This window comes from Caldivirga sp. (genome assembly GCF_023256255.1).
GTDB lineage: Archaea > Thermoproteota > Thermoprotei > Thermoproteales > Thermocladiaceae > Caldivirga.
This window is the reverse complement of sequence record NZ_JAGDXD010000050.1, coordinates 1-11,600: the sequence shown is the minus strand read 5'-3', so window position 1 is coordinate 11,600 and position 11,600 is coordinate 1. Positions and strand designations below refer to the sequence as shown.

12 protein-coding genes and 1 tRNA gene are annotated in these 11,600 nt (G+C 42.2%); 9 read left to right on the top strand and 4 right to left on the bottom strand.

From position 1 onward, the window contains the following. Positions 1 to 8: 8 nt before the first annotated feature. Complete coding sequence (locus tag Q0C29_RS08010; protein WP_292000140.1) at positions 9 to 1,559, bottom strand: hypothetical protein; 1,551 nt, start codon at positions 1,557 to 1,559, stop codon at positions 9 to 11. A 190-nt stretch (positions 1,560 to 1,749) separates the two neighbouring features. On the opposite strand from Q0C29_RS08010, the gene Q0C29_RS08005 reads away from it, so the two are divergent. From Q0C29_RS08005 to Q0C29_RS07990, 4 genes are all read left to right on the top strand, one after another. Beyond that, positions 1,750 to 3,285, top strand: a complete 1,536-nt coding sequence (locus Q0C29_RS08005; protein ID WP_292000139.1) for a type II/IV secretion system ATPase subunit — start codon at positions 1,750 to 1,752, stop codon at positions 3,283 to 3,285. 58 nt (positions 3,286 to 3,343) lie between these two features. After that, positions 3,344 to 3,910 (top strand): gamma-glutamyl-gamma-aminobutyrate hydrolase family protein, encoded by a 567-nt coding sequence (locus Q0C29_RS08000; protein ID WP_367173658.1) that lies wholly within the window; start codon positions 3,344 to 3,346, stop codon positions 3,908 to 3,910. A 98-nt stretch (positions 3,911 to 4,008) separates the two neighbouring features. Continuing rightward, positions 4,009 to 5,139, top strand: coding sequence for a GMP synthase (locus Q0C29_RS07995; RefSeq protein WP_292000137.1), 1,131 nt, complete (start codon positions 4,009 to 4,011; stop codon positions 5,137 to 5,139). A gap of 103 nt (positions 5,140 to 5,242) precedes the next feature. Continuing rightward, positions 5,243 to 5,953 (top strand): phenylalanine--tRNA ligase beta subunit-related protein, encoded by a 711-nt coding sequence (locus Q0C29_RS07990; protein ID WP_292000136.1) that lies wholly within the window; start codon positions 5,243 to 5,245, stop codon positions 5,951 to 5,953. 23 nt (positions 5,954 to 5,976) lie between these two features. On the opposite strand, the gene Q0C29_RS07985 is transcribed toward Q0C29_RS07990, so the two are convergent. Further along, a complete protein-coding gene (locus tag Q0C29_RS07985) occupies positions 5,977 to 7,320 on the bottom strand; it encodes an MFS transporter (protein WP_292000135.1) in 1,344 nt (447 codons plus the stop codon). A 689-nt stretch (positions 7,321 to 8,009) separates the two neighbouring features. On the opposite strand from Q0C29_RS07985, the gene Q0C29_RS07980 reads away from it, so the two are divergent. After that, positions 8,010 to 8,486 carry a PaREP1 family protein gene (locus Q0C29_RS07980; protein ID WP_292000134.1) on the top strand — a complete coding sequence of 159 codons (477 nt, stop codon included), beginning with the start codon at positions 8,010 to 8,012 and terminating at the stop codon, positions 8,484 to 8,486. Between the two features lie 183 nt (positions 8,487 to 8,669). Here Q0C29_RS07980 and Q0C29_RS07975 read toward each other — a convergent pair. Further along, positions 8,670 to 8,747, bottom strand: a tRNA-Asp gene (locus tag Q0C29_RS07975). Between the two features lie 179 nt (positions 8,748 to 8,926). Between Q0C29_RS07975 and Q0C29_RS07970 the strand changes: the two genes are divergently transcribed. From Q0C29_RS07970 to Q0C29_RS07960, 3 genes are all read left to right on the top strand, one after another. Beyond that, complete coding sequence (locus Q0C29_RS07970; RefSeq protein WP_292000133.1) at positions 8,927 to 9,172, top strand: hypothetical protein; 246 nt, start codon at positions 8,927 to 8,929, stop codon at positions 9,170 to 9,172. A gap of 336 nt (positions 9,173 to 9,508) precedes the next feature. After that, positions 9,509 to 10,318: a D-aminoacyl-tRNA deacylase gene (locus tag Q0C29_RS07965; RefSeq protein ID WP_292000132.1), complete on the top strand. Its 810-nt coding sequence runs from the start codon at positions 9,509 to 9,511 to the stop codon at positions 10,316 to 10,318. 2 nt (positions 10,319 to 10,320) lie between these two features. Further along, the gene (locus tag Q0C29_RS07960) at positions 10,321 to 10,611 is read left to right on the top strand and encodes a hypothetical protein (protein WP_292000131.1); all 291 of its coding nucleotides are present in this window, start codon (positions 10,321 to 10,323) and stop codon (positions 10,609 to 10,611) included. 26 nt (positions 10,612 to 10,637) lie between these two features. On the opposite strand, the gene Q0C29_RS07955 is transcribed toward Q0C29_RS07960, so the two are convergent. Continuing rightward, positions 10,638 to 10,880: a sulfurtransferase TusA family protein gene (locus tag Q0C29_RS07955; RefSeq protein WP_292000130.1), complete on the bottom strand. Its 243-nt coding sequence runs from the start codon at positions 10,878 to 10,880 to the stop codon at positions 10,638 to 10,640. Positions 10,881 to 10,995: 115 nt separating this feature from the next. Between Q0C29_RS07955 and Q0C29_RS07950 the strand changes: the two genes are divergently transcribed. Beyond that, entirely contained in the window at positions 10,996 to 11,457 is a 462-nt protein-coding gene (locus Q0C29_RS07950) for a DsrE/DsrF/DrsH-like family protein (RefSeq protein WP_292000129.1), read from the top strand. Positions 11,458 to 11,600: the final 143 nt, after the last annotated feature.

Below are 11,600 nucleotides of genomic sequence, written 5' to 3'. Positions count from 1 at the left end.
TTAAGTAATTAGCCACTGGATCCTGTGCGGTTAATTATGCTTAAGCCTGACTTAACGACGTATGTCACTAAATTCATGAATAGGCGCCTAATATTACTTGACACTGTCAATGATACTGCTAAGTATGTTACCGCGGTTAAAACCGCGCCAATAGTTATTCTAATCAATTCCCCTACTGCGCCCTTAACAGGTGGATATGTTGTAAGCATTACAGTGGACTCCATGTATGTTACTAAGGCTGTTAAGAGTGAAGGGGTCACTATGTCGAGAATAATGGATTTCACAGGTACTTTAAGCCTACGCCTTGCCTCAAGGTGAATAAACCTGTATGTTAAGCTAGTAAGCGTTGCCAGTATTGATGCTAATAGTACGCCACTTATTACCGGAGACGGCAACCTAATTATCTCTGAAAGGATTATTAGAGGGTATATTGATGCGATGTAAACTACGGTTAGTATGAATTCAGCGAAGTGGGCGTGAAAGACTAAGCTACCTACATATGTCTTAAATGTGACTTCACCATTGAAGTCAACCCTATCTATACCCTGCATGATCCATGAGTAGTATTGGTTAATTATTGAGGCGATAGTTGAGATCGTTAGTAGAATAACAGGGATCCTTAAGTACTGTATGAATGAGTAGTCCTGGGGTCTCAGGAAGTACACAATGTATGGTTCATAAAACACTAGAAAGAGCGCCACCATAATGGTTACGTTAAGTAAGATCAGTAGGTCAATGTAGAACCTCCTCTCAAGATCCTTACCGCTTAGTAATTCACCGTAAGTCACATTAATTATGCCTGTTGCTAACCCAAGTGCCTTACCTTGAACGTTAAGTACCTGCCACATTGCATTATCCAAAATGCCACCCACGTAGCCTATTATCATTGAATCCATGCTCCTTAAGTTTCCCGCACCATAACCAATCAACGGTACCCATGAAGCGGCAAAAGTCTCCTTAAAGTACCTGCCCAGTGACCCAACACGGCTTAATTTCGTTAATACTGTGGTTAAGCCATAGGCTACTGCAGATAATGTTATTATTATTGAAGATACTAGGACGGAGAATAGGCTCCATCCACTGTACATTATGTAAATTATCAAGAGCAACTTAGTAATTGAGGTAACTATACCCATGCCCTGAAGCCTAACCCTATCAATAACGGTTAGTACGCTAGTTGCATAACCCTGTAGGTAACTAGCGAAGGTTGATGCTATTGTCAGGTAGGATACTTCAATGTAAATTTGCCTAAACCTCCAGGAAACCCCAGTAATGTAGAGTAACGCTATTATGGAGCCTAGTAAGCCTGATATTAAGTATAAGGCAAACATATACACGCTTGGCTTACCATCCCTAGCCGTAACCCTAGTTGCCATGAATGATACTATTGTTTGAATTATGAGCCCCATTATAACAGCCCCATTAACTACATTAAGTACACCTAAGGAAAAAGTTGCAAGTTTCCTAGTCACCAATAGGGAGAATACTAGGTTAGCTAATAATGATGTTGCTGATGACAATACTGCAAGTAACCTAACCTTAACACCTTCCCCGGGCATTTTATATTCATTGCCTTCACTTAGGCTCGGTTAATAAAATTACCCTCTGCATGAATATTAGGCTTGGCTTAATTATTACTTATTCATAATTTTATGGTTCTGGATTAAGAGTTAACTAAGAGGTCATGCTGGGTGAAGCTGTATATAGTAGTAAAATATTAATACTCCTCTATAGGATATTAGATGCCGTATGTCTAGTGTTAGTTTAGGTTTTGAGAGAATGATCGACATTAAGGGGCAGTATAGGTTAATTGAAAGGTACCCTGTTAATGAGCCTTACGCCTACGTTAACATAATGGAGAACACTGAGACTGGTTCAATAATGTACTATGTTGATGAGGTTACATTAACGACAAGTGAGAAGAGAGTTTACGGTGACTTACTTAGAATAATAATGAGTGAATTACCACCACCTGAGAAGATAGGTGACGCGAACTCCGTTAGGCAGTTCTTAGCTAATAAGGTTAGGGAACTAATACGTAAGTATAGGAGGTACCTTAAGCTCTCCCTCAGTGCTCAGTCAACGTTAGCCTACTATCTTGAACGTGACTTATTGGGCTTCGGCCCAATTGACCCACTTATGAGGGATGAAAATATTGAGGATATTTCAGCTGATGGGGTTGGGAAGCCAATATATGTTTACCATAAGGATTACGAGAGCATACCCACTAACATAGTGCCTTTAAGTGATGAGGCTATTGATGACTTAGTTGTTAAGTTAATACACATGGCTGATAGGCATGTGTCAGTTGCAACACCAATAGTCGATGCTCAGCTTCCAGATGGTTCAAGGATTGCAGTAACCTATAGGCGTGAGGTTTCACCCAGTGGTTCAACTTTCACCATAAGGAAGTTCAGGTCAAGCCCATTCACGTTCACTGAATTAGTCGCTAACGGTATGATTAACCCTGAGATAGCTGGTTACTTCTGGACAATGATGGATTACCATAAGTCATTCATGGTGGTGGGAGTGACTGGTGCTGGTAAGACAACGTTCCTGAACGCTATGGCAACCTTCATTAGACCCAACATGAAGATAATAACTGTTGAGGAAGTACCTGAGGTAAAATTACCCCACCAGAATTGGATTAGGCTGGTTCCAAGGCTCTCCTTCGGTCCCCAGAAGACCTCTGAAATAACAATGTTTGACCTAGTTAAGGCAACCTTAAGGATGAGGCCCGACTACCTAATAGTTGGTGAGGTTAGGGGTGAGGAGGCCTACGTGCTTTTCCAAGCGGTCTCCACGGGCCACGGTGGCATATCAACAATGCACGCTGAGAACTTTGATGCTGCTAAGAACAGGTTGATGAGTCCACCAATGAATATACCTGCAGCCTACATACCGTCAATGAACATATTCGTAATGATTAGGAGGATAAGGATGATTAAGGATGGGCGTGAGAGGGTTGTGAGGAGGGTTATTGAAATCGGCGAACCCATACTGGATAACGGAGATATCAAGTTCATAACCGTATTCAGGTGGAACCCCGTACTTGATAAGCATGAATCATACCTTGATAAGAGTATTCTAGTTAGGGATATTGCTGAGGAGAGGGGTGTTAAGCCAAGCGATGTAATTGAGGATATTAGGATTAGGGCTTCCATAGTCAGGTGGATGATTGACAACGGTATTAAGGAGTTCAATAATGTTGCGAGAATGGTGGAACTATACTACAATAGGCCTGAGCAGGTATTATCAATGGTTAAGGAGAAGGTCACCCCATAACCCATTGCCTCAACACAGCGTTAAATTTAAATTCCTAATTGATGATGTTAGTGTTAAAATGGGCATCATAGGTGTCGTTAACTTTGGTGGCCAATATAATCACTTAATTAAACGTAGGCTAGAGGATTCGGGCTTTCAAGCAAAGTTCATTAACCCCAATGAGCCAATCCAAGTCCTTTCAAGGGAACTCAATTGCCTAATAATCAGCGGCGGGTCATGGAACATTCCAGCTGATATACCTAAGTTAGGTAATGCGCCTCAATACGTCCTAGAATTCCCAGGACCAGTATTAGGCATATGCCTAGGCCATCAGTTAATTGCGTATGAGTTCGGTGGCGTATTAGGCAGTAAGACACCTGAGTTTGGGGGTGTGAGGATACATGTTGATGATGAGGATACTATACTGAAGGGTGTGGGTGTAGAGTTCACTGCCTGGGAAAGCCACAACATAAGTGTTGATAAGGAACCCAGTGGTTTCATGGTGCTTGCCCACAGCAGTACAGTTAGAGTTCAAGCCATGGCTAATCCAAGGATAAGTAGGTATAGTGTTCAATTCCACCCTGAGGTTAAACACACGGAGTTCGGTGATGTTATCCTAAGGAACTTCGCCAAGTTATGCTCATAATAGTCCTTAATAAGGCGTTGCATTATTCAATCAAATAATTTGAAAAATACAGCGTTAAGAACACGCAACATTTAAATCACAGCAAGCAAAATAGGCTTGTGTTCACCCCAGAAGAGTTTATAAGGGTCATTACGGGGGAAATAAGGAAACTTAATGTAAAATGTGCAGTTGCTGCAGTGAGCGGTGGCGTAGATAGTACCACAAGCGCTGTGGTCGCTAGGTTAGCCCTCGGTGATAAGTTAATCCCAGTATTGTTTGACACAGGATTCATGAGACTTAACGAAACCAGTGAAATAATTAATAGCCTAACTGGTCTACTACCGATAAGGCTTATTGACGTTAAAGAGGAGTTTTACAGGGCAATGATCAACATGAGTGATGCAGAGGAGAAGAGGCTCACATTTAGGAGTACATTCTATAACGTATTATCAAGGGTGGTTAAGGATAATGACTGTGACTGGGTTATTCAAGGTACAATAGCCCCTGATTGGATAGAGACTACAGGCGGCATAAAGACCCAGCATAATGTCCTCGCCCAGTTGGGTATTGAAACTGATAAGGTTTACGGCTTCAAGTTACTGGAGCCACTTAAGGATCTTTATAAGGATCAGGTCAGGGTACTTGCGAGATTCCTTAAGATACCGAGTGCAGTAACCGAGAGGCAACCTTTCCCTGGCCCAGGCTTAAGCATAAGGGCAGTGGGTAGGTTAACCATGGAGAAGCTTGAGGTTACTAGGTGGTCAACGAGGATAGTTGAGGAGAGGCTCAGTGGCTTGGGCTTAAGCCAATGGTTCGCGGCAGTCTGGGAGGATAATAGGACTACTAGTGAGGAGTTAAGCAAGAGGATTAAGGACTTGGGTAGCTTAACAGTGGACGTATTTAGTATTAAGGGTACTGGCGTTAAGGGTGATTCAAGGGAGTACGGTAGCGTTGCGTTAGTTAGGGGTAAGTTGAGTAGCTGGAGTGATGCCTTTAATCTATACAGTAGGTTAACCTACGGCACCAATGTAACTCATGTGATTTACGAATTAGCCAGCAAGGGGGCTAGTGGTGGGTACTTTGCTGCAATAAGGGCAGTGGTGACTGATGACTACATGACAGCTAATGTACCCATGCTTAGTGAATCATTACTAAGTAGTATAGCTGATGAATTAATGAGTAATAAGCTAATTAATGCTGTTGGATTCGATGTAACCCCTAAGCCACCGGCCACAATAGAGTTTGAGTAAGGTGCCTTAGTTTAACCATTGTTAACTAACATCATGTAACCCACGATAATTGAGATTACTAGATTTCGAGAAGCGTTTTTAAGCCATAGGAAGTAATACTAGTATGCGCATATTCATACATAGTTCACTCAGCGATCTGGAGCTTTCAATGGCTGTTGGCGTAGTTGTGGGCGTTAATAATAGGGTTAATCCCCCTGAGTTAAGTAAAATAATTAGTGATGTGGAGGCTAACGTGAAGGGGTCAATGAGCATTGAATCCTTGAAGGATGATGAGTTAATAAGGCTTTACAGGAACTTCTACTGGAGACTTGGCATAGATCCCACTAAGCAGAGGCCCGCCCAGGAGGCGTTAATTAGAAGAATACTTAAGGGTGATGGTTTGCCAAGGATTAATCCACTTGTTGACATAGGTAATGTAGCTAGTGTTAAGTATAAGGTTCCAATTGGCTTATATGACCTTAGGAGGATTGGGCAGGTTGAATATATTGTGTTGAGGAGGGCTGCTGATGGTGAATTATTCACACCCCTTGGGTCACCTAAAATGGAGTTATCTAGGAATCAAATAGTGTTAGCAACTAATGATGGTAGGATACTTCACGTTTACCCATATAGGGACTCAGAATTAACTAAGGTTGATGAATTCACAAGCGACGTATTAATAGTAGTGGCCGGCATAAAGAACGTGAATGATAATGTACTGCTTAATGCATTATCTGAGATTGAGGCCTTATGCGAATCACTACTCAATGGTAAAGTCCTAACCCATGGTATAGTTAATAACAGTAGATCACTGGAGTTTAATATTAAGGCTTAAGGCTAATTAATGGTCTTATAAGTTCACTTACTCATCATGTTATCCAAGACACCTATTGAAATACCCCTAGTTTCAATACCATAGATGAACCAGGCCACTGCCGCCGCAGCTCCTATTGCATACAGTATTAGGTTAGTGAGGAGGTATTGATACGTGTTCAACGTGCTTAATAGGTAGTAGCTCAGTACTATGAATACCCCGTAGGATATTAACCTAATTACACCAATCCAAGTCCCCCTAACCCTAGTCGGGAATAATTCAGGCTCAAGCATGGTCCTAACAGCCCATTCAAATTCACTGAAGGCCATGTTTAAGAAGAGTAAAGTGTAGAATATCAATAATGATGCTCTTAACGGCGTGTTGAGGGCCGCGTATATTAAGAATATGGGGATCATGGTGACTAAGCCGCCTAGATATGAGAAAAGCGTGAATGATCTCCTACTAACCTTATCTATCACTAAACCCACTAAGCCCGCCAAGGCAGCACCTAGATTAGCCAACAGTATTACCAATGATTGTAGACTATAGTTACTACTGAAGGGTAATGATGGTAGGTAAACTATAGTGAACGCCATTAAGCCGTACGTTGTTATTTGTGTGAATCCTATTATTGAGAGGAATAAAGCCCTAAACCAAGCAGGTGGAGCTCTAACCTGTATTACTGAATTATCTACGCTTAATGCATATTCAAGCCCCTCCCGCTTAGCCACCTCAACAGCCTCATTAACCCTACCCCTGGATTCAAGCCACTTTACTGATTCAGGTATACGTAGCCTAACTAGCAGGGTCACTAGCACTACTATTAGGGCTGAACCAATCATAGTGTATATTGATGATACGCTGGCTGAACCTGTATAGACTAATGCCGCATAAAGTATTGCCGCAGCTAAGGCTGCACCAACATTATCGAAGTTAGGTGTAAGAACCAGCATCATGCCTCTACTGCTGCTTGGCATAAGCTCTGAGGTTGCGGCTAATGCCGGCGGCTCCTCACCACCCACTCCGAATTCGGCTAGGGCATAGGAAACCATGAAGACTATGAAGGCTACCAGAGGATTAGCAACCTGCTTAACGTAGAGTGATGCAGCCATACCCAGTAATCCAACTGTGTAAAGGCTCATAGTGTATATGAACACCCTCTTCCTACCAATCCTGTCCGTTATGAAACCCATTACCGAGTCACCAAGCACTAGGAATATGTAACCCAAGATTACTGATGCGGGTAGGAGCCACTTAGGTATGTAGTCCTTAAAGTAGGCTATTGTCATTACACCACTAGTTGATATAAAACCCCATATTAGGAAGCCTAAGGCGAAGCTCGCGAATAATAGGTAATGCACCCTCCTTAATTCACTGTTCCTATTCATAATTTATTGGCTACCAATAAGCAGTTTATAAAGATTACGCGGTCAGGCGCGGTCTCCCTCCTCACCCCTCAGCGAGGTTCCTAACTCATCATAAATTAATAAGGTAACTCTACAAATGTATTTAAATCATGCATCAGCAATTACCCATGATACCATGTTATAAAATGACAGTAAGCCTTACCTTTTAGGGCAGGTAGTAGTTAATCCAACTCTCTATCTTCATTAAAGTTTGGTCAACAGAGCACTGACCTCCTCCCTGTCCTGGAAGGGTGGGGTTTTTCTTTGGGTGGTTTATTGGTTTGTGGTTTACCGTCTTCATCCAGCGGTGGGCCACTGGCTTGGCCTTAGGCCCATTACCCCTACCCCTCACTGGGAGTTGCCCCAAGCCTCTGCATGAGACTCGGGGATATGTGGTAAGGGTGTGGGGACACATAGGCACTCCAAAGCCCATTACAAGCATCCCCACACCCAAAACCAACCAGAACCTAAAAACCCAACCCCCAGAAGAGGCGAGGCTTGTCGTTTCGTTTGTGTCAAGTAGCACTCATCAAAGGTAATGTAGCCTAACCAAGGTCTCCAGGAAATCCTTGCCCATTAAGGACAAGGAAGAGGTTAAACTTATGCAGCATTAGTAAAGTGTGAATTTAATTAAGGTAAGCATTTATAAGCACTTAGATATTTATTTCCCTGTGGAGGTTCCTAAGGAGGTACTTGATGCTGCTGAGAGGGCTGGGATTGATGTTATTGACTTAATACTGAACCAACTATATCTCAGAGACCCATCTGAGGGTATTAGGTTAAGGATTACGTTAGCTGAAAAGATGCTTAACGAGGCTAAGGAGTATTTAGCTAAGGGTGATCTAACTCAAGCCTCTGAGAAGGCGTATAAGGCTGCTGAGGAGGCTGTGAAGGCGCTTGCCGAAGAATTTAACTTACCTGAATATCAGCAGGCCATGAAGGAGGGGAGATGGTACATTTACAACCTATTTAACGCAGTATCAAAGCTCTCAATAAGGCTTGGCGATTGGGTTAGGGTAGGATGGAATTCAGCCTATGCCCTACACGCGTGGGGTTTCCATGAGGGTAAACTGGATGTAAATTCAGTAAGCCAAATGATTGAGGATGTGGAGAAAATGATTGTGGAAGTTAAGAAAGCGTTAAAGTAAAGGTGCATCTTAGAGATTAGTATGGAGAATACCTTCACCATGTGCTTCAGCTTGAACCTGGATTTTAGGTTAAGCTTAGTTTGTTGGTTTGTAGACTATCATCATTTTCCGTAGACCATAAGGGTAACCACCCTTTAAGGCAGAGGAGAGGCCGGTGAATCATGACTGGAAGGAATGAGCTTCTGGCGCCCCGGCCGGGATTTGAACCCGGGTCTCGGGCTCGACAGGCCCGCATCCTAGACCAGGCTGAACGACCGGGGCTTTAATGCCCGCTTTACTTAACCGTTTTATAAGCTTTATTTTAAACTATTCGTACCTAAGCGTCTGAGCTGGTGGTATCTTAGTTGTCCTTATGGCTGGTATTAGGGCTGCAATGACATTGGTTGCTAATGTAACAATGAATAATAACGCTATGTAGGGTGTGGTTAAGGTTATGGGTATTGGTAGGCTTATGCCTACTAATGAGGAGGGCGAGGATGCTAACGCAACCCGGTATTTACACCCCTGAATCCGCCACCCCGAACCTTGCCCCTGAACTAGTGCTAAATAACGATGATGCGTGCATTACGTGGGTTAAGACGATTAAGAGTGAAACACCCATTATTGAGCCTACTACACCTACTATTAATGCTTCAGTTAGCTACTTAGTAAAATTCACAATGGCTAATCACATGCATTTATATTAAGTTATTAAAAGAAGCATTTATTCAATTGAAGAACAGCCCAGTATTAGCTTCCTTAATTAATTCATCGTAATTCTTAGTCTCAGGGTGACTTCTTGGTAATTTGAGTATATAATCTGTTGGAGTTCAGTGGAAGACCATATCATTACTTCTAATATGCGGTTCACTAGATTTAGGGGGCTCTTATTTTGACTAAACTTGCTTTTACTTTAATCCTGTATAGGTTCTCATCCCAATCAATCATGAGGAGGTGAATGCCTAATCCGCATGCTTAAATGGATGAAAATAACCAAGCATTATAGGAAATGGTTTAATAACTTCAAGGTTATGCCTAGTGTAATGAAGATTGGGCTAATTGTATCTAAGATTGATGAAGCCTCTATGGGTATTTGGGGTATGCTTAGGAATATGATTAAGTTTAAGGAAGTCAAGGCTAACGAATATACCTCAGACCTAGCCTTAGCCCTAGTTTCAACCAAGGACATAGTTTACATTGATGAGGCTGACGAATGGGCTAAGGCCAATAACATAGATGTATTGCTATTTCTAAGTAGGCATGAGATGAGGAATCCTAAGCCACTGATAACCTTCCACACCCCAGGTAATTGGACTAGTGACGTTGAGTTAGGTGGTAAACCAGGCCTTGTAGCGGTCAGTGAACCAAGGGTACTTTCAAATTTATTTAGGGAAGCGTATAGGAGAATTGGTGAATTAAGCGGCTATTCAGCAACCCTTGAGGCAACTCACCATGGTCCCTTTGTTGATAAGCCAGCAGTATTCGTAGAGATTGGCTCCACCAGTAATGAGTGGAGGAATCCTAAGGCTCAGGAGTTTTTAGCGTCGCTTATTTTTGATTTCCTTAATGACACTAATAGGTACATTAATGATGGTAAGGATGTTGCCGTATCGATAGGTGACCTACATTACGCTACGTTGACAAGCCACATAATTAATGGTGAATATGATGTAGGGCACATGGTACCTAAGTACGTTAACCCCACACCAATGATTATTAGGATGGCTGTTGAGCGCAACACAGTTAAACCAAAACTAGGTATAATACACTGGAAATCGCTTAACGCAGAATCAAGAACAATGGTTGAAAAGGAGTTAAGCAAGCTAGGGTTGATGGTGGTTAAGAGGAGGTAATTATGCCCAGGTACATGATAATTGAGGCGAGGAGTAGGGATGCTTTACCACAGGTCTATAGGGAACTGGTGATTAAGACTAGGGGGATTGCCGGAATTAACTGGGATTCGAATAGGTGCTATGCGCTTCCAATGTTCATTTATGCTAATAGGATTGTAGTTAAAGTACCCACAAATTGCATTAAATGGTTTAGGGCAGCAATGATAAGTATAGATTATGCGATTACAATTAGGGTTACTGGTACGGCTAAGAAGGCTAAGGCACAGGCATTATCAATACCTAACATATTTTAAACTACGTAAGGCGGGTAATAACCACATCATAACTTGCCCTTAACCCTTATTCTAACAACTACAGCATCATTATTCTCCTCCACACTAAGTAACTCATTATTAGTTACCCTAGCCCAATTCACTAAATCCTGCTTAGCTGCGGGATCAGTGGCAATCACCTTAATAACCTGACCAGGCTTAGCTAATCTAGCAGCCTTAGCGGTTTCAAGAACTGGAACCGGGCATACCTTTCCCCTTGCGTCTACTGTGACTTCATTTTCATTGCTCATAACTGCGTGGTTAATGGATTCTTAATACCTATTTCACTTATTGCATAATATACTCACTTATGTAAAAAATAACTAATTGATGATCATATATAAATTAAGAATGCAAAGGGGTGTTATGGGCAGTAAAGTAGTGGGTATGGTTGTTCAGAGTGGGGCGGCTAATAGAATATGCTGCGTGGTTGTCTATGCGGCTGCCGCCTTAGCCTCAGGCAGGAAAGTGGTCCTCCACCTGGTTAATGAGGGTTTAGTAGCCTTCAGGAAGGACGTGGCGGGTAAAGTATGGAGTAGTGAGAGGCCTGACGATTGGTCAATATTCCCTGAGCAATATAGGGGTTACGTTGAAGTATTTTTAAAGAACGTTAATGGCGCCATTAAGTCTGGTTCCTTTAAGAACTGGCATGAAATGCTGGCTGAGCTTAAGAAGGAGTATGGTGACAATCTTAAAATCTACGCATGCCCCCTGGCCGCCCAAATGTATAATATTAAGAAGGAAGATTTATTAGACATTGTTGATGCAATAGCTGGGGCGGAGACATTCCTAGCGGAGGTTGAGGAAGGCACGGTATTCGTGTTTTAATAAACTTAAAGTATGTTTACTTATAAGACATATACTTTTAAATTAGCCATGTTTTTCAATGCATTAATGTAAACTTAACCACCCCATACTTCCTTACTGGTGCTAGTTGTTGTGGTAGTTGAGTTAGTGGTAGTAGTTGCGGT

Coding starts and splice junctions, on each gene's coding strand:
- Q0C29_RS08010 (WP_292000140.1), bottom strand. CDS start 1,559: ATGCCCGGGGAAGGTGTTAAGGTTAGGTTACTTGCAGTATTGTCATCA.
- Q0C29_RS08005 (WP_292000139.1), top strand. CDS start 1,750: ATGTCTAGTGTTAGTTTAGGTTTTGAGAGAATGATCGACATTAAGGGG.
- Q0C29_RS08000 (WP_367173658.1), top strand. CDS start 3,344: ATGGGCATCATAGGTGTCGTTAACTTTGGTGGCCAATATAATCACTTA.
- Q0C29_RS07990 (WP_292000136.1), top strand. CDS start 5,243: ATGCGCATATTCATACATAGTTCACTCAGCGATCTGGAGCTTTCAATG.
- Q0C29_RS07985 (WP_292000135.1), bottom strand. CDS start 7,320: ATGAATAGGAACAGTGAATTAAGGAGGGTGCATTACCTATTATTCGCG.
- Q0C29_RS07965 (WP_292000132.1), top strand. CDS start 9,509: ATGAAGATTGGGCTAATTGTATCTAAGATTGATGAAGCCTCTATGGGT.
- Q0C29_RS07960 (WP_292000131.1), top strand. CDS start 10,321: ATGCCCAGGTACATGATAATTGAGGCGAGGAGTAGGGATGCTTTACCA.
- Q0C29_RS07955 (WP_292000130.1), bottom strand. CDS start 10,880: ATGAGCAATGAAAATGAAGTCACAGTAGACGCAAGGGGAAAGGTATGC.
- Q0C29_RS07950 (WP_292000129.1), top strand. CDS start 10,996: ATGGGCAGTAAAGTAGTGGGTATGGTTGTTCAGAGTGGGGCGGCTAAT.